The organism is Alcanivorax hongdengensis A-11-3 (genome assembly GCF_000300995.1).
Classification (GTDB): Bacteria; Pseudomonadota; Gammaproteobacteria; order Pseudomonadales; family Alcanivoracaceae; genus Alcanivorax; species Alcanivorax hongdengensis.
Genome location: NZ_AMRJ01000018.1, coordinates 42,346 through 66,833, shown reverse-complemented (window position 1 = coordinate 66,833; position 24,488 = coordinate 42,346). Strand labels below are relative to the sequence as shown.

The following is a 24,488-nucleotide window of genomic DNA, read 5'->3' as shown; positions in this document are numbered from 1 at the left end:
TTCCCCCAAGATTGCTGCCAGGGATTTTTTTGCCTGCAGGAAAGTCGCACGTCAGACGTCAGATGTCGGACGTCCGAGGTCAGACCCCACTTCCAGCCATTCCCCCAGTTTGTCCCAGGCCTCGTCGCAGCCGGTGCCATTGGTGGCCGAGAACAGCTGCAGACTGAGCGGCGCCGGGTGCTTGCTGAGCTGGCTCTTGACCTTCATCAGGGTGTTCTTGGCAGCGCCGAATTTGAGCTTGTCGGCCTTGGTCATGAGGATGTGGATGGGCATCTCCGCCTGGGCGGACCACTCCAGCATCAGCAGATCGAAATCCTTGAGTGGGTGGCGGATGTCCATCATCAGCACCAGCCCCACCAGCGCCTGGCGTTCGGCCAGGTAGTGATCCAGATGTTGCTGCCATTCGTTGCGCTTGGTCTTGGCCACCTTGGCGTAGCCATAGCCGGGCAGATCCACCAGGCGGCGGTGTTCGTCGAGCTCGAAGAAGTTGAGCAGCTGGGTGCGGCCCGGGGTCTTGGAGGTGCGCGCCAGGGTGCGCTGGCTGGTCAGGCGGTTGATGGCGCTGGACTTGCCGGCATTGGAGCGCCCGGCAAAGGCCACTTCCAGCCCCTCATCCGCCGGACACTGGTCCAGACGCTGGGCGCTTTGCAGAAAGCGCGCCTGATGAAGCACAATTTCCATCGGATGCTGGGGCATAACCGTTTTCGCTCTGTAATGTGATGGCTATAAAGGGGCTGGCCTGCTGTCCTTGATCCGTGGTATTCAGACCGTAGTATAAGAAACGTCTGCCAGCGACCGTCCTGCTGGGCGGACGTTCTACAAGGGTTCGCCAGCAAAGGCAACGCCACGCCAGCATAACAGAGGATAGTTTATGAAAGGGTTTATAGCCGGTCTCGCCATGGTGGCGACCGTGGGCGCCGCTCACGGGGCCAGTGTCGAAGATCGCTATAACAGCAGCTGTACTTTCTGCCACAGTACCGGTGCCGCCGGTGCGCCCCATTCTCACAATGAGGCGGAGTGGAAGCCGCGTCTGGCCAAGGGTATGGATACCCTGCTCAAGCACGTGAAGGAAGGCTACAACGCCATGCCGCCGAGAGGCATGTGCAACGATTGCTCTGATGAGGAGTACCGGGCACTGATCAAGTACATGTCCAAGAGCAAATAACGACAAGACTGTACAAAAGGATAAGCCATGAAGTTGCTGAAACTGTTTGTGCTTATGTGCTCTGTGCTTGCCGCCCCGGCGTTCGCCGCCGGTGACGCGCAAGCGGGGAAGGCCAAATCGGCGGCCTGTGCCGCCTGCCACGGGCCGGATGGCAATGCGCCGGCGGCCATGTACCCGAAACTGGCCGGGCAGGGGGCGCCCTATCTGGTCAAGCAACTTCAGGACTTCAAGGCCGGCCGGCGCGACAATGCGGTGATGAAGGGCATGGTGGCGGGCCTGTCCGAGCAGGACATGCAGGATCTGGCCGCCTATTACGCCAGCCAGACCGGCACCACCGGCCAGGCTGACCCGCAATGGGTGGAGCAGGGCGAGCGGCTCTACCGTGGCGGTGATCCGGCCCACAACCAGCCGGCCTGCTCGGGTTGCCATGGCCCCGCCGGGCAGGGGGTGGATGCCGCCCGCTTCCCGCGCCTGGCCGGCCAGCATGCCGAGTACATCGAGGCCCAGCTGCGCGCCTTCCGGGCCGCCGGCCGTAATGACCTGGGTGACAACGTGGTCAAACGTACCAATGATGCCGATGGCGATGCGGTGGGCATGATGCAGACCGTGGCCGCCGGCCTCTCGGACCGCCAGATTCGGGCGCTGGCGAGCTTCATTTCCGGGCTTTCTGAGTAAATCCGGTTACCGATTGTACAAAAGGCAGCCTGCGGGCTGCCTTTTTTGTGGGCGACGTGAAAAGATAGCCCGGCGAGTTCGAGTGGGCAGGTGGTGAAGGCCGCTGACGTGGAAAATTCACCTTCATCAGGGAGAAAAACGCTATCCTGACTGTCTACAGGCGTGCAACACACAATAAGGAGAAGAGAATGCTTCGCATTGTTACGGCTTTGCTGCTTTGCCTGGGTATGGCAAGTGGTGCTATGGCTGACGAGGATCATGCCCGCTTTGCGGTTGGCACCCATTACAAGATTCTGGATGTGCCCGGTACCGTGGACGACCCCAGCAAGGTGGAAGTGCGGGAGTTTTTTTCCTACGTCTGCCCCCACTGTTATGCCGTTGAACCCGGCCTGGAAGAGTGGCTGAAGACCAAGCCCGATTACATCGATTTCCAGCGCACCCCGGTACTGTTCCTGCACAATGCCGAGCCGCTGGCCCGTGCCTACTACGTGGAAGAGGCCCTGGGGCTGGTGGACCAGATGCACCGTCCGATCTTCGATGCCATTCACAAGCATCGTGAGCCGCTGTTCAACGAGCCGGCCCTGGCCAACTTCTTCCGCAAGTACGGGGTGGAGCCGAAAGAATTCAACCAGCTCTACAGCTCCTTCGGCGTGTCCACCAAGATCCGTCAGGCGGATGCCCTGAGCCGCGATTACAAGATCCCGGGCGTGCCCAACTTCGTGGTTAACGGCAAGTACCTGGTGCTGCGTGGTAACCTGAAGGACGAGAAGGAACTGTACGACGTGATCGAATACCTGGCCGCCAAGGAAAAGAAAGACCTGGCGTCCCAGTAAAACGGGTAAACCATGCTGCTCGATCGTGCCAGAACAGCCTACCGAGACTGGAAAGCCCGCCCTGCGGGCTTTTCCTTCGCCCGGCAGGGCAAACGCAAGACCCGCCGGGTGCGAGAAGTGTCGCTGGATGGCGAAACACTGAAGCTGCTCAGTTTCAACATCCAGGCGGGGATCGGCAGCCAGGCCTTCGGTGATTACATCACCGGCAGCTGGAAGCACCTGGTAGCGCATCCGCGCAGCGTGGAAACCATCGAACAGATCGCTGATGTGATTCGCCACTTTGATGTGGTGGGCCTGCAGGAGGTGGATGGCGGCAGCCTGCGTTCACGGAACATGAACCAGCTGGTGCATCTGGCCTCCAAAGGCGACTTTTCCTTCTGGCATCAGCAGCTCAATCGCAACCTGGGCCGGCTGGGCCAGTTCAGCAACGGCTTTCTCAGCCGCCAGATTCCCTTCGAAGTCACCGACCATCGCCTGCCGGGCCTGCCCGGTCGTGGCGCCATCGTCATCAAGTACGGCCACCCGGTGCAGCCGCTGGTGGTGGTGGTGGCGCACCTGGCCCTGGGCGAAAAGATCCGCAACACCCAGCTGGCCTATCTGACGCGCCTGCTGGGCGATTACAAGTACGTGGCCATGATGGGCGACTTCAACTGCCGGCTGGAGCACCTGGCGGCCTCGCCGCTGGCGGATCTGGGGCTGCAAAGCGTGCAGGCAGACAACCTGCTCACCTACCCGAGCTGGTCACCGGACCGGCACATTGACCACATCCTGCTGTCACCGGGCCTGGAAAGCCGCCATACCCGCGTACTCAGCGACTGCCGCCTGTCTGATCACCTGCCGCTGGCCACGGAAGTGGTGGTGCCCGATGAGGTGGTGGCGGCCACGCTGGAGCACCGGCTGCCGCTGATCAATTAATAATTATAACGACGGAAATGCTTGTCTTTGTCTACGGCACCCTCAAGCGGGGTGAGCGCAACCATCATTTTCTCAAGCGAGGCCAGTACCTGGGGGATTGGCAGACGCCGCCGTGCTTTGCTTTCTTTGACCTGGGCGCCTATCCGGGGCTGTACCGGCCCGGTAATACGGCGGTGCAGGGTGAGCTGTACCGGGTGAGCCCGGCGATCATGGCGCAGCTGGACTGGCTGGAAGAGGTGCCGCGGGTCTATCGGCGCGAGTGGCTGGTAACGCCCTGGGGGCGGGCGGTGGTGTACGTGTTGCAGCGCCGACCGCGCCGGGCTCGTACACTGGAGGCAGGCCGCTGGCCTGATGGTTACCGCCGGGAGGTGTGATGAAAACCCTGCTCTGCCTGCTGCTTTGCCTGCTTCCCCTCGCCGCCCTTGCCCGCAGCGGTGAGGCGCCGCCCTGTGACCGCCGCCCGGCAACCCTGGATACCCGCAAGGCCAATGCCGGCTGCCTGATTCTGCGCGGCGACCAGGTGCTGCTGGTGCGCCTGCGTGGCAACGACAAGCTGGACCTGCCCGGCGGCACCCGTGAGGACGACGAGCTGGCCCAGTGCACCGCCCATCGGGAAACCTGGGAAGAAAGCGGCCTGGATGTGAGCGTCGGGCGACGCCTGGCGGTGATGAAGAATGGCCTGCACGTTTATCGCTGCTACCCCCATGCCATGCCCGAGGGGACGCCGCCGGTGCCTGTCTCGGGACGCAATGAAATCGGTGCACTGGGCTGGTGGCGCAGCGAGGATATCCCGCGGGACCAGTGGCGCTTCTCTTATCAGTACGATCAGTTCAAACAGCTACTGAAGACGCTGCTGGACCGTGACTCGCGCTAATGGAGGGAGTTCAGCCGGCTTTCGAGGTGGCGGATAGCTCAATGGGCGGCCGTCTCCAGCGCCGTGTTGCCGGGGAGGTGAGTACTAGCTTTGCCAGTTCGCTCTGACGGTTAGTGCCGGTCTTGTGAAAGGCGGCCTTGAGCTGGGTGCGAATGGTGTGATGGGACAGCCCGAACTCCCGGGCCAGCTCCTGGGGGGCAAACCCCCTGGCAATGCCTGCGGCCACGCGGGCTTCTGCTTCCGACAGCTCAAACAGCGTCATCAGCGATTGCAGGTCAATCTCAATCTCGGCCTGGGCGTCATACAGATAGATAATGGCCAGAGCCTGGGGGGAAGCTTGCCACAGTGGCGCCGGCGTATGGTCCGGGCGCAGAGGGGCAATCAGGCAGCGCAAAGGCTGGCCGTTTTCGCCATGCAGGGTAATCAGCCCGCCATCGCCAAGCTGTGCCGGGTCTGGCCGGGTGACCTGTTGCAGTTGCGCCATCAGCTGCCCCTGCAGACGCCGGGACCTCAATGTCAGATAACCGTTATGCAGCGAGGCCAGAGGGTGCTCCAGCAGTCGCTGGTGGGCATCGTTGCTGATATGAACCAGCTTGCCCTGCCGGGTCAGCAGGGCAAAGGGATAGGGCTGAATATCCAGGGCATCGGCCAGCCCCTGGCGCTGTTGTTCCAGCGCATGGGTCTGGCTTTGCAAACGCAGTGCCCGCCGCATGTGCGCGACGATACCGTTGATCTGACCGGTCTCATCGCCGTTGTAATGGCCTTGCCCGCCGGTGCGCTGAATCAGCAGTTGAATGGTGTAGTCGTCGTCCTGCCAGACCGTCCCGCAGACGCCGTGGTGAATATCCTGCTGGCGAGCCCAGTCGTTGTAGAACTCCGTGCGGTAGAAGCGTTTCTGGGGGCAGGAGAAATCCAGATAGGTGGAGTAAAGCTGGCCGGCGGCCTTGTGTTTCAGCTCCGGGCGCCAGGGGCAGGCATTGACGTAGTGGGCCACGTAATCCTGGTGAGCGCGATCATCAATGTTGTGCTTGATGCTGGACAGCACGGTTTGTGCCTGCCGGTCCATGACCAGCATACGGGCAGAGCGGGATCGGGTGGCATTCACCATCTTTCCCAGAAACTGCGACCAGACGTCCGGGTTGCAGGGGGCTTCATAGAGCGTATCGAGCAGATCGGCGCGCGCCGAGCCCTGCAAGCCGTCAAGGGCAGGCATTGTCATTGCTAAATTGTTTATTTGTCAGGGGTAGGGTTAAGTTACCGCATCGCCATTCAAAAGGAAAAAAGTGAAGGAATGACTTCACAAATCAAACACATAAACACACAGAGGTGAATGATGAGTGAAACAACGCGGCTGGGGCCGCACAGGCTCGAAACCTGTCGGGCCGGCCAGGGCGAGCAGACCGTGGTACTGGTGCATGGCTGGAGTTGCCGGGCAGGGCAGTGGGCCGATGTGCTGGCGACGCCGCCCGAGGGCGTGACCTTGCTGGCGCCGGACCTGCCCGGGCACGGCGCGTCCCGGCATATTCCGCTGGATTCGTGGACCGTGACCGGGCTGGCGGAGGCGTTGGTGGCGGCGCTGGAGGGCATCGACAAGCCGATACTGGTGGGGCATTCCATGGGCGGTGCCGTGGTGCTGGAGGCGGCCCGGCGCATGCCGGTGGCCGCTGTGGTGTTGGTGGATACTTTCGTGATTCCCTACGGCGACGTGGATGAAGAGACCGCCCGGCAGATCGAACAGCCGTTCCACGCGGATTTTGGCGCCGCCATGGCGGACCTGGTGGAGGCGAATGGCGGGCCGCATATGAATGCGCCGACCCGGCAGGCCCTGGCGGAGGACATGGCCGCCTCCCCCACGGATGCCATGCTGCCATTGTGGTCTGACCTGCTGAGATGGTCGCCGGAGGCCGCTTTCGCCGAATTGCAGTGTCCGTTGCATGCCATCAACGGTGATTTGATCGGTGATGTGGCCAGAGCCCGTTGCGAAGGGCGTGTCACCGAGTGGCATCTGGCCGGTAGCGGGCACTTCCCGCAACTGGATCAGCCACAGGCGTTCCGGGCGCTGTTTGCCCGGGTACTGGACGCCGTGGCCGGCTGAAGCTCCTGCCTTAAAGCCCTGCTACCGGCCGCTACTGGCCGGTTTCTCCCTGCTTGATGTGCATACCCTATATGGGTGATGTGCCCGGTTATCCCTGTGGCTATGTTGAAGATCTAGCAACCGGGGTGATTGGAGAAATCGCATGAAGGTAACATTCAGGCTGGCTGGCCTGGCGCTGGCTGTCACTCTCGCCGCCTGCGGCGACAGCGGCAGCAGTAGCGGCGGCGGTGACAGCGGCCCGACCACCAAAACCGGAACGGCCCTGTCCGGCACGGCGGTGAAAGGGCCGCTGGCCAACGCCGACGTGACGGTTTATCAACTGGATGCCAATGCCAGTGATGGCAAAGGCGCTGAAATTGCGCAGGGCACCACTGACAGCACCGCCGCCTTCAACGGGGTGGTGATTCCGGCGGGCACGCAAGGCCCGCTGTTGATCGAGGTGCAGGCCAACAGTGGCACCACGGACCTGACCTCCGGCGCCGCGCCGGTGATCCGCCGCCTGGTCTCCGTGGCCGATGCATCAGTCTTGGCCGGGGGCGGTCAGCTGTACCCCACGCCATTGAGCACCATGGTGGTGAAAATGGCGCTGGCCAACGCGGATTCCAGCACCGGCGGCTTTGCCGGCAATGGCGATGACAACGTCAGTGCGGCGGAATGGCAGACCGCGCTGACCGTGGCCCAGGCCAAGGTCAAGAACACCTTCGGCTTTGGCCTGCTGGACAACGTGGATCTGCTGACCACGCCGCCACTGATTACCGCTGATACCGGTGATAGCAATGCCCAGCAGCAGGTGCTGGACTACCGCACGGCGGTGGAAGGGGTGGCGGCCATTGCCCAGTCCCTGGCGGATGAAGCCAATGGCGTGGCTGCTGGCAGCACCGACACCGACACCATCTTTGCCGCCCTGGCCGATGATTTGAGCGACGGCAAGGTGGATGGCAAGGCCGGTGATCAGACCCTCGATGATTTCGATAATGTGGCCAATCTGAGCCAGTCGGTGGAAGTGTCCCCGGGCAGTCTGATGATTCCCGGTACCCGCATCCGTGTCGACAGTGTCGGCCAGGTGCTGGCGGATGAAACCGGTGATACCGGTGTGCAGACCGATACCACCGCTGTGGCCCAGCAGACCACCACCCCGGCCGCGGCCAAAACCATCAGTGATATCGATGGTGATGGCATTGCCGATGACGAAGATCCGGATATCGATGGCGATGAGGTGGCCAACGGCGACGATGCCTTCCCGGTGGATGCCAGCGAGTCCGCCGACGCGGATGCCGATGGCATCGGCGACAACGCCGATACCGATGATGATAACGACAACGTTCCCGACACTCAGGATGCCTTCCCGTTCGACCCGCAGGAAAGCGCCGACAGTGATAATGATGGTGTCGGCGACAATGCCGACGCTTTCCCCAATGATGCCAACGAAACCACCGACAGCGATGGTGACGGTGTCGGCGATAACGGTGACGTCTTCCCGAACGATCCGGCGGAAAGCGCGGATAGCGACGAAGACGGTGTGGGCGATAACGCGGACGCCTTCCCCAACGACCCGAACGAAACCATCGACAGCGATAACGATGGCGTCGGCGATAACAGCGATGTTTTCCCCAATAACCCGGATGAAAGCGCTGACAGTGATGAGGATGGCGTCGGTGACAACGGTGATGCCTTCCCCACTGATCCCAATGAAAGCGCCGATAGCGACAATGACGGCGTCGGCGACAACAGCGATGCCTTCCCGAACAACCCGGGCGAAAGCCAGGACTCGGATGCCGACGGGGTCGGGGATAACAGTGATGCCTTCCCGCAGGACCCCAATGAAAGTGTCGACAGCGATGACGATGGGGTCGGTGATAACAGCGACGTCTTCCCCAATGACCCGTCGGAAAGCGCGGATTCGGATGCCGATGGCGTAGGTGATAACGCAGACGCGTTTCCCAACGACCCCTCCGAAACCATGGATAGCGACAACGATGGGGTCGGTGATAACGCGGATGCCTTCCCGAACGATGCCACCGAGAGCAAAGACGCGGACGGTGATGGTTTTGGTGACAACATCGCCGACCCGGATGCCAGCGATCCGTGTAATCCGGATAACAGTGTGCCCGCCTGTACCGGTGTCAGCGTGCAGGCCGTCTGGGACCAATTTAACTGGGATCAAGCCAACTGGCAGTGAGGCCGTTGGTTAAAAGCAAATCGATAGAGGGTAAGAGACATGAAAAAAATCATTCTGACAGGCCTCACCGCTGCTGTGCTGAGCGCCAATGCCATGGCCGCTGAAGTGACGGGTTATACCGCACCGCAATCCGGCCAGCCGGCCACCGCTGCGGGTGTGGACAGCAACTTCCAGGCACTGATCTCCGCCATCAACGACAACAGCCAGCGGCTGGATGCGCTGGAGAGTGCTTCCGGTACGTCCGCCTCACTGGAAGACAAACTCAGTGGCGCCTCTTTCCATGTGACCTATATGGGCAGCGATACGGGTAACTACAAGTCTGGTCAGCAGAGCCCCCAGTATGGGCTCTATATTCAGCAGTATGGTGGCAGCAGCACCATAACGCTAAACAGTGACCACACCGTGACCGAAGTCATGCAGGAAAATTCCCGGGAAATCGACCCGGATAAAGGTGAGTGCGTACAACAGACCTCCGGTGATTATTTCTGTGAGCACCGTGTTGATGATATTGAGGGGAGCCCGGAAACCGCCAGTGGTGGTAGCTGGTCCCTGAACGGGACGACCCTGTCGATTACCTTCCCTGCGGATGATTCTTCCACGGACGTTCTGGTGACTCTGAATGGTGAGGTATTGATAATAAAGACCGGCAGCGGCTTCAGTGTCGATGGTGACAATGATGACTTTGATAATTCACTGGCCATTGGTGTGCGCTTGCCGAATGCACAGTAGCCATAACGTCGCTTTTTGCAGTGATTGAGAGGGGCGCCGGATGGCGCCCTTTTCATTTCGCCATCAATAGCGCGTTTCCGCCATGCCGGAAAACTGCTTGGCCAGGTAGGTGGCATAGTTGTCGGTCATGCCGGCAAGAAAATCCAGTGCCCGCATGATGCACTGGTAAATGCGCTCCTGCTCCGACAGTTGTGACAGGTTATCCGGGAAGCTGTGTCGGCCGATCAGGTCGATAATGCGCTCGTAACGGTAGTTGCGGGCATTGTTGCAGGCGTGGCTGACGGCGGCATCGATCAGGCCGTCGAGCAGGGCGCCCATGACCTCGAAGGCGCCGATCTCCAGCTCGATCTTGCGCGGATGTTCAAACACTTTCGAGCGCGCCAGTTGTTTGGCGTTTTCCACCACATCGCGTACCGCCGGTTCGCAGTGGCTGATCAGATCGCCTTCCATGCGCCCCTGCAGCAGACGCTCATGATTGGCCACAAAGGCTTCCACCCCGGCTTCGATAAAGCGCTCGATGATCTTGCCGCGCAGCAGCGCCGCCTTGCGCCCGTCACGCAGGTCCGAATGGATCAGCTCGCTGACTTCCCGGGTGTCCGGCAGCGCCGGCTGTAGCAGGGCGTAAACCTCGTCCCAGTGCAACAGATCCATTTCCAGACCGTCTTCCAGGTCAATGATGGCGTAGCAGAAGTCATCGGCGGCCTCCATCAGGTAAGCCAGCGGGTGGCGACAGAAACGGCCGCTGGCGATTTCCCGCAGGCCGGTGGCGGCGGCCACTTCCTGAAAGGCCCCGGCCTCGGAGACGAAAGCACTGTACTTGCCCGGTTTGCTGCTGGCGGTACCGGCATCGGCGGATAGCCATGGATACTTGAGGAAGGTGGCCAGGGTGGCATAGGTCAGGCGCATGCCGTCGTCGTACTGGTGATATTCGCTCTTGGTGAGAATGCGAAAGCCCTGGGCGTTGCCTTCGAAAAAGCTCAGGTCGCTTTGCTGATGGGCAGGCAGCATATCCAGAAAACGCTGGCCGCGTTCCTGGAACCAGGCACGGATGGCCCGCTCGCCGGTGTGGCCGAAAGGCGGGTTGCCGATGTCATGGGCCAGGCAGGCCGATTGCACGATGTCACCGAAGTCCGTGGCGCTGACCGAGTCCGGCAGCAGGTGGCGCTGTTGCAGGCGCTCGCCGGCGCGAATGCCCAGGGTGCGGCCCACGCAGGACACTTCCAGGGAATGGGTCAGACGGTTGTGCACATGGTCATTGGTGGCCAGCGGGTGAACCTGGGTCTTGCGGGCCAGACGGCGAAAGGCACCGGAAAAGATAATCTTGTCGTGATCGCGCAGAAAGGCGGTGCGCCCGCTTTCATCCTTGGCGCTGCGACCGCCCAGCCGGGCCTTGCTCAATAGTTGCTGCCAGTCCATAGGAAATAACCATGGTCACAAGGGTTGTGGTTGCCCGCTCGGGGCCACACCCTGAACAGAGGGTATGCCGGTGCGTCATCACAGTACTGCGACGCCCTTTCCGGCATGCTGTATCTATTGTCCGGGCGCGCCCGCTTTCTCACAAGGGCCGCCGTTAACCCGATCACAGAGGAGGCATCATGGCTGACAAGGCACCCCTGCTCATGCTGGTAACCAGTGCATCGCAGATGGGACAAGGGCAACAGACCGGCCTGTGGCTGGAAGAATTCGCGGTTCCCTACCTGGCCTTTCGCAAGGCCGGTATCGAACTGGTGATCGCCAGTCCCCGTGGCGGCAAGATTCCGGTGGACCCCAATTCCATCCCCACCGACGAACAGAAGGCCCAGTGGCAGGACGCCATCGCCGCCCTGCAGGATACCGTACCGCTGGAGCGTGTCTGGGAGCAGGACTACCGCGCCGTATTCGTGCCCGGCGGTCATGGCACCATGTTCGACATGCCCGACAATCCGCTGGTAGCCGGCGTGCTGGAGCGCACCTGGGCACGGGGCGGTGTGATTAGCGCCGTGTGCCATGGTCCCGCAGCACTTGTGGGTGTACGGGACGAAAATGGTGTGCCGCTGGTACAGAATCGCAAGGTCGCCTGTTTCACCAACGAGGAAGAACGGGAAGTGGGCCTTGATGAAGTCATGCCCTTCCTGTTGGAAACAAGGCTCGCCGAGCTCGGTGCAGAGTTACACAACAAAGCCAAGTTCGAGGTTCAGACAGTGACCGACGGGCGTCTGGTCACTGGCCAAAATCCGCCCTCCAGTCAGCTCACTGCCGAAGCAGTGTTGGAGGCCCTCCACATTAAATAGTGGTGTCGGTCAGGAGTTGCAGGGGCCTATCCAGCGGGCCTCTGCCTTGATCGTAAGTTTCCCCCGTTCCGTGCCGGTAGTGATTTCCGTGCTGTAGTGTTCTTCGTCCTCCACGTTCATGGTGCCGCTGGAGCTTAGAGTGCGCTTACCGCTTTGGCACTGGGTTTGCCATTTTAGGGTGTCCCCGTCCCAGTCCATTTCCGGGTTGTCACAGCCGCTGCCCATCCACTTTTGGCGCAACGCTTCTTCTGTGTCCTTCGCTTCCTCTGCGGTAATACAGCGAGTCTTGGTCTTTTCCTTGTTCATGCCTGGCGGAGCCTGATCGCCGGTCATCCGTTGTTTAACTTCCCACTGGCCCGGTTTGAGATCGGCGGCCAAGCCTGGCGCAGCCAGGAAGAAAAGAGCGGCCGTTAGGAATAAATGGTTCTTTTTCATAATTGGCATCCTTGTCAATGGTGAACGGAGACGGAGTGTAACCGGGTTTTGAGGGCATGAGCCATGGACTGTACAGCATGGCAGTATGTTGTGTGCTGGTTGTCACATTTTGAGTATCTATAATGCCAGGAAATATATTCATAAATGCTAGGGTTTGATGATGAAAATTTACGTGTATTTCAGGGAGGAAAATCGTGAAGAAAATCGTAATAGCAATGGTGATTATTTTATATGGCTCAGCCAGTGTAATGGCTGATGAAAGCGACGATTGCATTGATGTTGCCAAGGCGGTGTCTGATCTGCAGCTGGCCCTTGCCGGCATGGGAGATATAGATAATCGTGTTGCGAGGGTGAGCGCTATGGGGGATAAGTTTCCTGAATTTAAGGCATCGCTAAGTGGCATGGTGGCGGTGGTGGAGGGCGCTGATGACGAGTCGCCATTACAAAATATTGACATGGAAGCGTTCGATCATGCAGAGGCTGCTTATAAAGAGCAATACAAGGCGCAATGCGGCGAGCTCTAATGAGATTCGCATGAGCGGATGTATTCTTAACTTATGTAATGAAGTCAAGACGATATCTGTCTTCCTTGTAAGTCGATAATGGCGCACAGAGATGCGGATTGGTTCTTGCTTATATGTCTGAATTTGTGAACTGTTTAAAAAAATAGAGTTTGCCATCGCTCTTTAATGGAAACGGCTGCGATGTTTATTTAAGGTCCCCGCACAAATAGAGGGATCTTGCGATGTATAGAACATGGATGTTCTGCTTCGCTCTTTATGTGATAGCAGGTTGCGACAATGGGGTCGACGTACAGGCTTCGTTGGATAGCAAGCCAACCGGGCAGCTTACAGGAACCTATCACGTTGAGCGGCGGTGTAACGGCTTAGGTGCTGCAGCGGTGGATTTCACCCCGCGTGGTCAGGGCGGTACCTATTATCTTCTGATTCGTGGTGGTGACGGCGACTCCAGTTATGCCGCAATCGACCACCTTGAGCTGTCTCCCTTCTGGAATAGCGATAACAGCGATATAAAGACCACCAATGACGGTCTCCTTAAATATCGCTGGGTAGCTCGTCTAACCAAAGAATCTGGTTGGCTTGACAATGCCACTGGCGTCGCGGAATTGCCAAATAGAACCAGCGTTATCTATGACGCTGAAAAGAACCGTTTTTTCCTGGAAAAAGATTGCGGTGATCATGGCCGCGACCTGGAGCACGCCTACCTTCACGTAGAAAACCGTTTAGTCCTGCATGACCTCAATCTGGCCATGGCCAAAGCCCGTAAGCGTATGCTCCATGACGCTAATCAGCGCTACATTGATCAGCGTGGTAATTATCAGGGAGCTTCTGGTGCCAACGGGCTCTCCAAAGGTCATCCCGATCGCAATCAGCATCTTCTCAATGTCGCCGCATTGATGATAAAGGATGCCGAAGAAAAAGTGCCAGAGCTCGCACCACTGGTCGCCGGGCAGCGACCGGCGGGTGCCAGGGGACAATACTATAAACAGGAACTTCCAGCGTACTTACAGGCCGCCGCAAGGGCTCATGCGCGTTGGTATATCGATGCAGCGGATATCCGTTTGGACTGGTTTCACGGGGCGTATCCAGAGGGAGAAGCTGCAATTCGTGAAGGCATGAAAAATTTACAAATCGCTTACCTTCGCCTTGCAAGTGAATAAGGCCACAGTGGCGCTTTGATTCCGTTTCCACTGCCGCTTAGCCGGTAATTAGCAACAATACGATATAGAGAGGGGATTATGAAAATTCGCAACCGCCAACTCGGACAGGGCATGACCGAATACATCATTATCGTAGCATTGATCGCAGTCGCTGCCATCGGTGTTTATCGTCTTTTCGGCGATACTCTGCGTAACCAGACTGCTGGTCTGGCCCAGGAAATGTCCGGTCAGGACAGCAGCCAGCAAGTCAGTAACGCTCAGCAAGCCGCCGGCAATGCTGCCTCCCAGGCTGGCGCAGAGAAAGACCTGAGCAACTACGGCGACGGTAACCGTAAGTAAGGGGAACCGCTAGCGTACCCGGTCTCGGGTGCGCTCTTTTCATTGTCGCTGGGGGAATCATGAAGCGCCTTCATCAGCGTGGACAGATGACTGTCTATGTGCTCGTGATGTTGTTCGCGGTGACTGCCGCAGTCTACTTCGTCTACGACGCCTATAATGTAAGTAACGAAAAAACCCGTCTTCAATCCACTGCAGACGCGGCAGCCTACAGTGTGGCGGCGGTAGAAGCTCGTAATCTCAATATCCAAGCCTATGGCAACCGCGCCATGATCGCCAATCACGTGGCGGTGGCACAAAGCGTGACTCTGGTTAGCTGGACGCGCTGGCTGCATAACACCACGCGTAATATCTCGCTGGTGACCAAATGGATTCCCTACCTGGGGCAAGCCATGACCGCCGTGGAAAGGATCCTTGATCGTAGCGCCAGTGCCATCGAGCGGGCCATGCGTTTCTCTGTGGCCGGGCTGGATTCCTTCATCGGGCTGATCTCAGGACTACAGGATTTCTACCATGTGCAGACATTGGCCATGGCCAAGCAGGTGTTCGAAGAGGTGGTTAGAGATAACGATCCCCAAGTGGACACCGCCTACACCATCTCGTCGCTGGCCTCGTTCGCTCACGCCCACGCCAACCTGGTAGGGCGCTATAACCCGGACCGGGCCTATCGGAACGGTCGCCGGCGCGCGGACCCGGACTCCCGGGCACGCAGCGACGAATTCCGCAATATCCTGCTCGACAGCCGCGACAACTTCACCACCCGCCGCAACAGTAACCTAGATGTGGTGAACTTCTTCGGACTGTTCGGTGTGGAGATTCGCAAACGCGGTGGCACCGAACTGGCGCGTAGCCGGGATAAGCGTGGCCCCTATTACACCTGGTCTGCCGTGGACACGCTGTCTGTGCACACCTGGGCGTTGACGCTATGGGGCAAGGAGCACGAGGAGATTCCTGTGGGCTGGGCGGGATCGCAGAGTGCGCCGTCCAACACCGGCCAACTCTATAAATTCCGTGATATTCATGGCGGCAAAGGCTATTGGAATGACAACAGCCGGGCCTCGCGTATCGCCGCCTGGGAGTATCGCCGCTCACGGGTGCAGCATGATTACAACGGTATGCGCCGCTTCAGCGCGCTGAAGAAGGACGGCGTGCTCAACGAGGGCCCCGGCATCATCATCACCCTCACCAAACCTGGCGGCGATGAAGGCGTGAAGACCGCTTCCGATGTGAGTGGCGCCCAGGATCGCATGAAGTTCGGCGGCGAGGAGGACTTCCTAAATGGCCGCATGGCCTCGATCTCCAAGGCCCGCGTGGAATTCCATTACCCCAACGATCTGTTTCCGCGCAGTGATGGCCGCCGTGAATACGGAAGCCTGTACAACCCGTACTGGCAGCCGTCGCTGGCGGCACTGTCGACCGCGGAAAGAATGTTGGCACTGGGAGAGCTGGGGCTATGAGGGCGGCGCGTCAAACGGGCCAGTCCATGGTCGGGTTCCTGGTCGCTTCCATGTTCATCCTGATACCGGCCTTTATCGGTCTGAGTTTTCTCGCAAAAACCGGTGACATGAAGTTCCGTGCCGATGAGGCCTCGCGCTATTCCGCTTGGGAAAAAACCGTCTGGGACGGTGGTGAGGGGCACGCAAAGGGGGACCTGGAGCTGGGCTGGGAGGTGCGCAACCGGGTGTTCGGCCGTGCCGAAGGGTTGGTCGATTCCCGGCATGACAAAACCCGCCAGGAAAACCAGGGTCTCGATGCCATGGCCTACACCACCTATGCCGAGCGGCGCGGGCGGGAAGTCATGCTTGCCGATCTTGCTGAAAGCAATTCCGGAGTGCAGGTAAATACCAGCCACCTTGCCTATGGCGGTGTGCTGGCGAGACTCAACAATCGTGCGGCGGATGTGCTTAAGTTGCGCGACGACGGCTACCAGAAAGCCTCGGTGGAGGTGGCGTTGACCAAGCCGAGCGCTGAATACCTGCCGGTGGAATCCTTCACCCTGAAGACCCGTTATGTGCTGCTCGATGACGCCTGGAGCGCGGCGGCGCCGGACATAGCTACGGAAAACATTCGCCGTACGGTGCCCACCTCCCTGCTCGACAACGACGTGATCCGCACCATGCAGAGTATCGTCGGTTTTGTTTTTGACGATCTCGATCCCAGAAACTTTGAACTGGGCAAGGTGGACGTGAGCGTTGCCCCCTGTCAGCGCCTCGCGCCCTACGAACGCGGCAACACTGACGCCCCGGATGCCTGTTAGGAGCCACCATGAAAGGTTTTCTGTTCGTGATGACGCTGTTGCTCACCGGCCCGGCCGCCGCCTCCGACTGGCCCGATGTGCCGGTCCCGGACGGCGTGAAGCGGGAATGGGTGGCTGACCAGATGGTGTTCAATGGCGTGGCGATGCGCATCTTCACTTTTAACTATCCGCACGACCTGGAAACGCTGAAGCATTTTTACGCCGACGCCTGGGATGCTAGAGGGCGTGATCACAAGCAAGCAAGCCAGGGAAAATGGTGGGTGCTGAGCAGCCTGCAGGGTGACTATTACACCACGGTGCAGATTACCGATCTGGGTGGTACCACCTATGCGCAGGTCGGGGTGAGCAGGATCGCCGATCTGCGCACTTCGGCCCCGCCTGGGGAAGGGGTGCCGGCGCTGCCCCGCAGTGAAGTGATCAACGACATTACCGCCGAGGATGCCGGGCGGCCATCACGCACCGTGATCCTGCGGAACCAGCACTCGGTGGGCAGCAACTACAACTACTATCTGAATCACTACCGTAGCCATCACTGGACGGCGGTGCACAAGAACCTGGATCAGTCGCGCCGTGGCGCGCGCATCAGCCTCGTCAAGGAAGACCGTGAAATGGATATCGTGATCAAGCGCCAGGGACGGGACGTCAACATCATGACCGTGGAGGTACATCGATGAAAAAACGTCAGCATGGCCAGGCCTATGTGGAGTACGTGGTGGGTGCGGTATTCGTGGTGGGCGCGTTGTTCGCGCCGGTGTTCGGTGGCGACAGTGCCATCGGACTGCTGATGCAGGCTTTCCAGGCCAATCAAGAGTCGTACATCTGGGCCATGTCGGTCCCTGGCTAACAGGTTTGTGAACGAATGAAGAAATACACCGCAATCATCATGCTGGTGGTGGCCATCGGTCTGGCGGTTCTCGCCGGCTGGTTGGGTCTCACCTATCTGGAGAACCGTGAAGCCTCGATCCGTAGTGAATTGGCCCGCCAAAAGGCGCCGGTAGAGATCGTGGTGGCGTCCAGGGATTTGTACCCCGGCGATCCTGTGGACGGTAACACCATGGCGATCCGTGAGATTCCACGCGAGTTCGTGCCGTCTGGCGCTATCAGCGTCAGTCAGTACGACAGCGTTTCCGGGCTGCGTCTGAAAATTCCGATGAAGGAAGGCACTGCGCTGATCTCCGCGTTCATTGCCGGCATGCAGGGCGTGGGCTCCTTCTCGGAACTGCTGCGCCCCGGCGAGCGCGCTATTACCGTCGACGCCAGCCCGGTGGCTTCATCGGAAAACCTGCTGCAGGCCGGTGACCACATCGACCTGCTCAGCGTGGTGGAAGAAGGCGATGTTTTCTACATGGAGGAGCTGCTCGACAACGTCACGGTGCTGGCCACCGGGCCGCGCACCATGGCGGACATGGGAGTCGGCGATGACGGCCAGCCTTATTCGTCGATCACCGTGGGGGTGCCGGTTGAGGACGTGGCGAAAATGCTGCGCGCTCGCGCCGCCGGTGAACTGAGTTTTCTGTTGCGGCATCCGGAGGACGAGAAGGCAGCCAACTATGGTCAGGATCAAGGTCGTTACGGCATTGAGGTGCTGGCTGGTGGTAAGGCCAACAACGGGCAGCTGAATGCCAACACCTACCGTGCCGGCGACCAGGAGCGCCGATACTGGAACAGACAGTCCGCCGGCCAGGGTCGGGTCTATCAGCTGGCGGAAGGCGCATGGGATACGGAGACGGTGAGTGATAGCAATGAGAACTAGCATCGTACTGGCACTGCTGATTGCCAGCCTGTGGGCGTCGCCGGCAGTTGCCGGCCCTAGTTATATGGACCTGTACGCCGGCGAAGCTCGCACCTTTTCCATGGGGACCATTACCCGCGTGGCGGTGGGTAACCCCGGCGTGCTCAATTACAAAGTGCTTGACGATGGCTCCCTGCTCCTGATCGGCGTTGCCGAAGGCGTGTCCAACGTATCGGTCTGGAAGCGTGGCGGCCGCAAGGACATCCTGGAGGTCACGGTCTCCAGCTTGCCGGTGGATCGTCAGCTCAGTGTCTCCAGGAAACTCGCCCACCTGTTCCAGGGCCTGGAGGTGGAACAGGTGGGAAGGTACGTGGTGTTCAAGGGGCGAGTGGAGCCGCAGTTCATCGATATCATCAAGGAAATCACTGACGAGATGCCAAACTCTATCAACATCGTGCGCGGCGACGGCTTCGAAGTTTCCGAGATGGTGCGCATGGATGTGAAAATCGTGGAGATTGGTCGCCAGGATCTGCAGCGCCTGGGTATCCGCTGGGATGATCAAATCGGTGGTCCGGCCTATGGCGTGCACTCCGCCGCCACGACCAACCCGATCTTCGGTGTCTACAGCAATGCCGAGAACGAGTTGCCCAGTCAGATTTCCGAAGCGCTGGAGAACGCCAACTACAACTTCGACAGTTACGACACCCTGCAGTACTTCGGCATCACCACCGGTATCGGCTCTACCATCGAAGCGTTGGCGGAGGTAGGTGATGCACGCATTCTATCGGCACCGCAGTTGGTAGCGCGCAGCGGCGAGGAGGCTGAATTTCGCTCCGGCGGTGATTATCCCATCCCGGTGATCAACCAGGACGGTTTTATCGATGTGACCTTCCGTGAGTACGGCATCATCCTGAATATCCTGCCGGTGGTATCTGGCGATGATATCAAAGCCTCGGTGGAAGCGGAGGTCAGTAACATTGATCTGTCTACCCAGGTGAATGGTGTACCGGGCGTACTGGTGCGCCGTGCCCTGACGACCATCAATGTGAAGGATCAGGACACCATCGTTATTTCCGGTCTGGTGTCCGGCAACCTGGCCAAGCAAACCCAGAAGGTGCCCTTCCTCGGTGACATCCCCATCCTTGGCAAGCTGTTCAGTTCCACCGAGGACCGGATCGATGAAAGCGAGGTGTTGATAATGGTGACCCCCCGCATCGTTGATGCCCAGGAAGAAAGCAACCAGGAACTGGTAAAGCGGGTGCGCGGTGAAGTGGAGTCGATTCGCAAGGATATGGAAATCGACTCTCTGTTGATGGAGTAAATGATGTTCAGCGTTCTGGTCAAAACCAAGAAGGGCACTTTAGTGGGCAGTTACACCTGCGAACAAGCGGAGTGCTTGCTCGGCAAGACCAAGGAAAGCCTGGTGGCTATGGCCGGCTGGAAGGTGGCTGATGTGCACGCACGACTGCAGTGTCGCGAGAACGGCCTTTACGTCGTCGATCAGGGCCATCGCACCGGCACCGGTGTTAACGGCCGTAAGGTGCAAGAGTACGGTCCTCTGGCCGAAGAGGATGTGGTCGAGATCAGCGATTACCGGCTTCACTGCCGACTGCTCAATACGCCTTCCGAGCTGCGCAAGCCGGCGGTCGGAGATACCCCGGCGGCGCTGGAATCGGTGTGCGCTGACAATATCTCGCAGCGTTACGAGCCGGATGAGACACCGCGTTCCCGGGAGTACGAGGCCCGAGTGACATATTGGCGTGAACGCATCCGCCGATCCCTGGTGGACTACATGGATCTGCGCCGCGTCAACGTGGCGGATATGAGTGACCAGGAATTGCGCAACTTCACCGCCGGTGCCATCGACAAGATCATCCGTGACCAGAACGATATCGACGCGGAAATCGATCAGGAAGAACTGGCCAGACAAGTGCTCGCCGAGGCCGTGGGGTTAGGGCCGCTGGAACCACTGCTTGCCGATGAAAGTATCTCCGAAATTATGGTCAACGCCCGAGATGAAATCTATTACGAACGCAACGGTCGGCTTAATCAGTCCCGCGTGACCTTCACCGATGACACCTCCGTCATCTCCGCTATCGAGCGGATCGTTTCGCCGCTGGGCCGGCGCATCGACGAAAGCTCGCCGATGGTGGATGCGCGATTGAAGGACGGGTCCCGGGTCAACGCGGTGATTCCACCGCTGGCGCTCAAGGGCCCGAATATCACCATCCGGAAGTTCATGAAGGAACGTCTCACGGCGCAACATATGCGTCAGTTCGGTTCCCTGAGCGCCGAGATGGTCGATTTCCTGGAGCTGGCGGTACGAAATCGCAAGAACGTGGTGATCTCCGGAGGGACCGGCTCGGGCAAGACTACCTTGCTCAACGTGTTGTCCAACTTCATTCCCGACAGCGAGCGCATCATCACCGTGGAAGACGCTGCGGAACTGAAGCTCTATCAACCTAACCTGGTCTCCCTGGAGGCGCGCCCCGCCAATCAGGAAGGGCGGGGCGCCATCAATATTCGTGATCTGGTGAGGAACTGCTTGCGGATGCGCCCGGACCGCATCGTGGTGGGCGAGTGCCGTGGCGGCGAGGCACTGGACATGCTTCAGGCCATGAACACCGGCCACGATGGCTCGCTGACCACCATTCACTCCAATTCGCCGCGCGACTGCATTTCGCGCCTGGAAGTGCTGGTGCTGATGTCCGGCATGGACTTGCCGGTACACGCCATCCGTGAACAGATCGCCTCGGCGGTGGACATTATTGTCCAGCAGACCCGTTTCGCCTGTGGCAGTCGCAAGGTCACCAGCATCGCCGAGGTTACCGGGCTGGAGGGCGGTGTAATCCAGCTTTCCGAGATCTACCGCTTCCAGCAGAAGGGCTACGACCAGGAAGGCCGGGTGCGCGGTGACTTCACCGCCACCGGCGCGATCCCGGATTTCGTCGAGGAGCTGCGCGAGCGCCACATCGACGTGGATATGAACCTGTTCCATAACCAGGCAGAGGCGCATGGCTTTTAGCATCCTTCTGTTTGCACTACTGCTGGCCGCCAGCGTTTTCCTGTTCGCGCTGATGGGCTACCGCCTGTTCACGCAGGCGGCGGTGCGTTATCAGGAGCGTTTCCGGGAAAATGCCGAGGCCAATCTCAAGGACCTTTTTATCTTCATTGATCCTCATAAGCTGTTCCTATTCAACCTGGGCATTTTGGTGGTGTCTGCGTTCCTGATCTGGGCGGTGTCCGGCAACCTACTGGTCAGTGTGCTGGTGGCGGCGGTTCTCGCCGCCTGCCCGCGCATGGTGTATTCCGTGCTGCGCGCCCGTCGCGAACGCAGCTTCAGCTATACCTTGCCCGACAGCATGGCTGCGGTGGCCTCGATGCTGCGCGCCGGCTCTAACTTGCAATCCGCTTTGGAGTTGATGGTCAAGGAGTCCTCCGGGCCGATTCGCCAGGAATTCGGCCTGCTGTTGAGGGAGCTGAAAATGGGGGTCGATTTCAATGAAGCCCTGGACAACATGCTCGAACGCATGCCCGGTGAGGACCTGCGCATGCTCACCGCCGGCATGAAAATCGCCAGGGAGGTGGGTGGCAGTCTGGCGGACGTACTGGCCCGTCTGGCCGAGACGCTGCGCCGGAAGCTGGAAATCGAAGGCAAGATCAAGGCTCTCACCGCCATGGGCAAGGCACAGGGCTATGTGATGGCGCTGCTGCCGCTGGCGGTGGGGTTCGCCATCGCGCAAATCGAACCGGAGGCCATGGACAAGCTGTTTACCACCATGGCCGGCTGGGCAGTATGCGCGGTGGTCGTGGTGCTTGAGCTGCTCGGGTTCTGGTTCATCAAGAAGATAGTGTCCATCGATGTTTGAGTCTGGAGCGCTTTACGCCATGGTCGCCGTGGGCCTCCTGCCGGTGGCCTTCCTCCTCTGCTTTCTGGCGATCAGGCGGGCACACAGCGAGGTGGAACGCGATGGCCGCGAATTCATGGACCCGTTGCCTTTGTCGTTGCGTTTGGTGTGGCCGCTGGTGGAATTCTTCGCCCATTATCTGGGTAGCCTGATGCGAGTGGAACAGATCGCGCGCTGCAACCGTTTGCTGGCGCAGTCCGGCCAGGGCTTCATGCTGAACGCTCAGCAGTTCCTCGGGGTGCAGATCGTCGCTAGTCTGGTTTTCATGTTCGATACCTGGTTGTGCCTGCTGATGCTCGACATCAGCGATCCGCTCTGGGTTTGTCTGGCGGGTTTGCTGGGCTTCGCGCTTCCCTATCTGAACGTTAGGGAACGACGCAAGAAGCGGCGCGTGGAAATCCTACGCCAACTGCCGGTGTTTCTGGATTACCTGGCCATGAGCATTCAGGCCGGCGCCAATTTCACCGGTGCAATCCGCCACTCCGTGGAGAAGGGCCCGACCGGCCCCATGAAGGCAGAGCTGAACAAGGTCATGCGTGATATTCGCGCCGGCATGGGCCGCTTCGACGCCCTGCGGCTAATGGCTGAACGGGTCGAGGTGGATGCGGTGCAGACCTTCGTCAATGCCGTGGTTCAGGCGGAGCGCACCGGTGCCAGTGTCGGCGACGTACTCAAGGGTCAGGCGGACCAGCGCCGTACGGAACGTTTCCAGCTCGCCGAAAAACTGGCCATGCAGGCGCCAGTAAAACTGATCCTGCCGCTGGTGGCGTTCATCTTTCCCACCACCTTTCTGATGATCGGTTTTCCCATCGCCATGAAGCTGTGGGAGGTGTTCCGATGAGAGTGCGCGTGGACGATCGCCCCACGCTGATATGCGCGGAAGCTGCCCGTCATTACCGGCGTCGCCTGGTGGGTCTTATCGGTCGCGCCCGGCTGGCGCCGGATCAGGCTCTGTGGATTCCGCACTGCCGTTCCATCCATATGTTTTTCATGCGCTTCGCCATCGATGCCGTTTTTCTCGACGCGCACGGTCGGGTGTTGCGCGTGCATGCCGGGCTTAAGCCTTGGCGTACCGCCACCGTCTGGCGTGCCCGTTCGGTGCTGGAGCTCGCCGTCGGCACCGCCGCCGACCTGGGAATCAAGGAGAACAGTCATGTACAGATTGTGGCCGACTCTAATGCTGACCGCGCTGCTCAGCGCCTGCGCCTCTAGCGCGCCGAACGCCGACGGCGAGAACAACACCGATAAGCTGCACCGCGCTGAGCAGGCCTACACGGATGGTCTGTTCGTGGAGGCGGAGGCCTACTACCGGGAGCTGGTCAACGATAACCCGGCGCTCTACCAGGGCTGGTTCCGTCTTGGCAACATCTATGCGCGCAGCAACCAGCTGGACGCCGCTATCACGATGTACGAGCGCTGCCTGGAGCTGGACCCCGACCAGGCCAGGGCCTGGTACAACCTGGCTCTGGTGCGCACCCGGCAGTCCCTGCGCACTCTGGCGGACGCGGAGCAGCGCTTCTCCGATCAGCCCGCGGATCAGCGCCGGCTCGGTGCCCTGCGTGAGAGGTTGGTGGACGCGCTCACCGCCGGTCAGGCGGAGGGTCGGTGATGATGGGCCGGCGCGCGCAACGGGGCCAGGCCCTGGCGGAGATGCTCATTACCTTCGCTTGGGGGGTGCCCTTGTTGCTGGCGATTCTGCAGCTTGGGCTGATGTACCGGGCCAAGGCGACGCTCAACGATGCCTCCTTCCGTGCCGCCCGCGCCGGGGCTTTGCATCACGCTTTTACCCGCGACATGAAGCAGGAGCTGGTACGCGGCATGCTGCCTACCTTGTATGCGGTGCCTCCGGGAGAATCGCCGAATCTGGCATCCTACACTGCCCGGCGCGAAGCGCTAAGCCGTATTTACGGTGTCGATGCTCACCCTATCGCCAAGGTGGAAGTGATTTCCCCCACGGCTGCCGACTTCCGGAAATTCTCCCGGTCGGCCTGGCGGCTTACCGGCGACTGCCGCCGACGCGGCTGTCCCAATGGTGGCGATTACCGGGAAGTGGACGCCGACGCCCGTTACTACGAGATTCCCAACGACAACCTGTCCCAGCGTCCGGCCATCCAGGTGGATGTCAATGGACGCAAGATCAATGTGCAGGATGCCAACCTGCTCAAGGTGCGCACGGTCTGGTGCCAGGAGATGAAAGTGCCGGGGATCAACAAGCTGGTGTGGGAAGCGGTGAATCTGAGCGGCCTGATCAACTCCGCCGACTGGCGCCGCTGCAGCCTGATGCGCGCCGCCGAGGGTGGCTACTACTTCCCGCTATCCAGTCACGCCGTGGTGCGTATGCAAACGCCAGTGCGTTGCGAAGGCAACCTGCTACGAAATACCAACTGCAAGAATCTGAGGTAAA

Annotated in this window: 29 protein-coding genes; 25 read left to right on the top strand and 4 right to left on the bottom strand. The window is 59.9% G+C overall.

Annotation, left to right across the window (positions count from 1 at the left end; all coding sequences use genetic code 11):
- Positions 1-51: 51 nt before the first annotated feature.
- Complete coding sequence (yihA, locus tag A11A3_RS11795; RefSeq protein WP_008929532.1) at positions 52-696, bottom strand: ribosome biogenesis GTP-binding protein YihA/YsxC; 645 nt, start codon at positions 694-696, stop codon at positions 52-54.
- 175 nt (positions 697-871) lie between these two features.
- On the opposite strand from yihA, the gene A11A3_RS11790 reads away from it, so the two are divergent.
- From A11A3_RS11790 to A11A3_RS17275, 6 genes are all read left to right on the top strand, one after another.
- Positions 872-1,165: a c-type cytochrome gene (locus A11A3_RS11790; protein WP_008929531.1), complete on the top strand. Its 294-nt coding sequence runs from the start codon at positions 872-874 to the stop codon at positions 1,163-1,165.
- Between the two features lie 27 nt (positions 1,166-1,192).
- Positions 1,193-1,840, top strand: a complete 648-nt coding sequence (locus A11A3_RS11785; RefSeq protein ID WP_008929530.1) for a c-type cytochrome — start codon at positions 1,193-1,195, stop codon at positions 1,838-1,840.
- Positions 1,841-2,028: 188 nt separating this feature from the next.
- A complete protein-coding gene (locus A11A3_RS11780; protein ID WP_051011805.1) occupies positions 2,029-2,673 on the top strand; it encodes a thiol:disulfide interchange protein DsbA/DsbL in 645 nt (214 codons plus the stop codon).
- Positions 2,674-2,685: 12 nt separating this feature from the next.
- Entirely contained in the window at positions 2,686-3,588 is a 903-nt protein-coding gene (locus A11A3_RS11775; RefSeq protein WP_008929528.1) for an endonuclease/exonuclease/phosphatase family protein, read from the top strand.
- A 17-nt stretch (positions 3,589-3,605) separates the two neighbouring features.
- Positions 3,606-3,962 (top strand): gamma-glutamylcyclotransferase family protein, encoded by a 357-nt coding sequence (locus A11A3_RS11770; RefSeq protein ID WP_008929527.1) that lies wholly within the window; start codon positions 3,606-3,608, stop codon positions 3,960-3,962.
- Positions 3,962-4,462, top strand: coding sequence for an NUDIX hydrolase (locus A11A3_RS17275; protein WP_008929526.1), 501 nt, complete (start codon positions 3,962-3,964; stop codon positions 4,460-4,462). Before A11A3_RS11770 ends, A11A3_RS17275 begins: the two co-directional genes overlap by 1 nt.
- A gap of 10 nt (positions 4,463-4,472) precedes the next feature.
- Here the strand turns inward: A11A3_RS17275 and A11A3_RS11760 are convergent, their stop codons facing one another.
- Complete coding sequence (locus A11A3_RS11760) at positions 4,473-5,675, bottom strand: helix-turn-helix transcriptional regulator (RefSeq protein ID WP_237738861.1); 1,203 nt, start codon at positions 5,673-5,675, stop codon at positions 4,473-4,475.
- A 120-nt stretch (positions 5,676-5,795) separates the two neighbouring features.
- Here A11A3_RS11760 and A11A3_RS11755 point away from each other — a divergent pair, with 120 nt between their 5' ends.
- The 3 genes from A11A3_RS11755 (at position 5,796) to A11A3_RS11740 (ending at position 9,465) form a co-directional block, all read left to right on the top strand.
- Positions 5,796-6,557 carry an alpha/beta fold hydrolase gene (locus tag A11A3_RS11755; RefSeq protein WP_008929524.1) on the top strand — a complete coding sequence of 254 codons (762 nt, stop codon included), beginning with the start codon at positions 5,796-5,798 and terminating at the stop codon, positions 6,555-6,557.
- Positions 6,558-6,699: 142 nt separating this feature from the next.
- Positions 6,700-8,736, top strand: a complete 2,037-nt coding sequence (locus A11A3_RS17270) for a thrombospondin type 3 repeat-containing protein (RefSeq protein ID WP_008929523.1) — start codon at positions 6,700-6,702, stop codon at positions 8,734-8,736.
- 39 nt (positions 8,737-8,775) lie between these two features.
- On the top strand, positions 8,776-9,465 hold the full coding sequence (locus A11A3_RS11740) for a hypothetical protein (RefSeq protein ID WP_008929522.1): 690 nt from the start codon (positions 8,776-8,778) through the stop codon (positions 9,463-9,465).
- Positions 9,466-9,528: 63 nt separating this feature from the next.
- Here A11A3_RS11740 and A11A3_RS11735 read toward each other — a convergent pair whose 3' ends face one another.
- A complete protein-coding gene (locus A11A3_RS11735) occupies positions 9,529-10,881 on the bottom strand; it encodes a deoxyguanosinetriphosphate triphosphohydrolase (protein WP_008929521.1) in 1,353 nt (450 codons plus the stop codon).
- A gap of 179 nt (positions 10,882-11,060) precedes the next feature.
- Here A11A3_RS11735 and A11A3_RS11730 point away from each other — a divergent pair, with 179 nt between their 5' ends.
- Entirely contained in the window at positions 11,061-11,735 is a 675-nt protein-coding gene (locus A11A3_RS11730; protein ID WP_008929520.1) for a type 1 glutamine amidotransferase domain-containing protein, read from the top strand.
- 9 nt (positions 11,736-11,744) lie between these two features.
- Here A11A3_RS11730 and A11A3_RS11725 read toward each other — a convergent pair whose 3' ends face one another.
- A complete protein-coding gene (locus tag A11A3_RS11725) occupies positions 11,745-12,170 on the bottom strand; it encodes a DUF3617 domain-containing protein (protein ID WP_008929519.1) in 426 nt (141 codons plus the stop codon).
- Positions 12,171-12,364: 194 nt separating this feature from the next.
- Here A11A3_RS11725 and A11A3_RS11720 point away from each other — a divergent pair, with 194 nt between their 5' ends.
- From A11A3_RS11720 to A11A3_RS11655, 15 genes are all read left to right on the top strand, one after another.
- Positions 12,365-12,694, top strand: a complete 330-nt coding sequence (locus A11A3_RS11720) for a hypothetical protein (RefSeq protein ID WP_008929518.1) — start codon at positions 12,365-12,367, stop codon at positions 12,692-12,694.
- A gap of 221 nt (positions 12,695-12,915) precedes the next feature.
- Complete coding sequence (locus tag A11A3_RS11715; RefSeq protein WP_008929517.1) at positions 12,916-13,851, top strand: hypothetical protein; 936 nt, start codon at positions 12,916-12,918, stop codon at positions 13,849-13,851.
- Positions 13,852-13,929: 78 nt separating this feature from the next.
- Positions 13,930-14,190: a Flp family type IVb pilin gene (locus A11A3_RS18075; protein WP_008929516.1), complete on the top strand. Its 261-nt coding sequence runs from the start codon at positions 13,930-13,932 to the stop codon at positions 14,188-14,190.
- Between the two features lie 59 nt (positions 14,191-14,249).
- The gene (locus tag A11A3_RS11705) at positions 14,250-15,644 is read left to right on the top strand and encodes a pilus assembly protein TadG-related protein (RefSeq protein WP_008929515.1); all 1,395 of its coding nucleotides are present in this window, start codon (positions 14,250-14,252) and stop codon (positions 15,642-15,644) included.
- Entirely contained in the window at positions 15,641-16,444 is an 804-nt protein-coding gene (locus tag A11A3_RS11700; RefSeq protein WP_008929514.1) for a hypothetical protein, read from the top strand. Before A11A3_RS11705 ends, A11A3_RS11700 begins: the two co-directional genes overlap by 4 nt.
- Before the next feature lie 8 nt (positions 16,445-16,452).
- Positions 16,453-17,118, top strand: a complete 666-nt coding sequence (locus A11A3_RS11695; RefSeq protein WP_008929513.1) for a hypothetical protein — start codon at positions 16,453-16,455, stop codon at positions 17,116-17,118.
- Positions 17,115-17,288 (top strand): hypothetical protein, encoded by a 174-nt coding sequence (locus tag A11A3_RS17760; RefSeq protein WP_157375641.1) that lies wholly within the window; start codon positions 17,115-17,117, stop codon positions 17,286-17,288. The genes A11A3_RS11695 and A11A3_RS17760 overlap by 4 nt, the downstream gene beginning before the upstream one ends.
- Before the next feature lie 15 nt (positions 17,289-17,303).
- Entirely contained in the window at positions 17,304-18,197 is an 894-nt protein-coding gene (gene cpaB, locus A11A3_RS11690) for a Flp pilus assembly protein CpaB (RefSeq protein ID WP_008929512.1), read from the top strand.
- Positions 18,187-19,497, top strand: a complete 1,311-nt coding sequence (locus tag A11A3_RS11685; RefSeq protein WP_008929511.1) for a type II and III secretion system protein family protein — start codon at positions 18,187-18,189, stop codon at positions 19,495-19,497. The genes cpaB and A11A3_RS11685 overlap by 11 nt, the downstream gene beginning before the upstream one ends.
- Positions 19,498-21,201: a TadA family conjugal transfer-associated ATPase gene (locus A11A3_RS11680; protein WP_008929510.1), complete on the top strand. Its 1,704-nt coding sequence runs from the start codon at positions 19,498-19,500 to the stop codon at positions 21,199-21,201.
- Positions 21,191-22,045 carry a type II secretion system F family protein gene (locus tag A11A3_RS11675; protein ID WP_008929509.1) on the top strand — a complete coding sequence of 285 codons (855 nt, stop codon included), beginning with the start codon at positions 21,191-21,193 and terminating at the stop codon, positions 22,043-22,045. The genes A11A3_RS11680 and A11A3_RS11675 overlap by 11 nt, the downstream gene beginning before the upstream one ends.
- Entirely contained in the window at positions 22,038-22,925 is an 888-nt protein-coding gene (locus A11A3_RS11670) for a type II secretion system F family protein (RefSeq protein ID WP_157375639.1), read from the top strand. The genes A11A3_RS11675 and A11A3_RS11670 overlap by 8 nt, the downstream gene beginning before the upstream one ends.
- A gap of 8 nt (positions 22,926-22,933) precedes the next feature.
- Positions 22,934-23,296, top strand: coding sequence for a DUF192 domain-containing protein (locus tag A11A3_RS11665; protein ID WP_162136917.1), 363 nt, complete (start codon positions 22,934-22,936; stop codon positions 23,294-23,296).
- On the top strand, positions 23,238-23,693 hold the full coding sequence (locus A11A3_RS17265; RefSeq protein WP_083851752.1) for a tetratricopeptide repeat protein: 456 nt from the start codon (positions 23,238-23,240) through the stop codon (positions 23,691-23,693). Before A11A3_RS11665 ends, A11A3_RS17265 begins: the two co-directional genes overlap by 59 nt.
- A complete protein-coding gene (locus A11A3_RS11655; protein ID WP_008929505.1) occupies positions 23,693-24,487 on the top strand; it encodes a hypothetical protein in 795 nt (264 codons plus the stop codon). Before A11A3_RS17265 ends, A11A3_RS11655 begins: the two co-directional genes overlap by 1 nt.
- The last annotated feature ends 1 nt before the right edge of the window (position 24,488 follow it).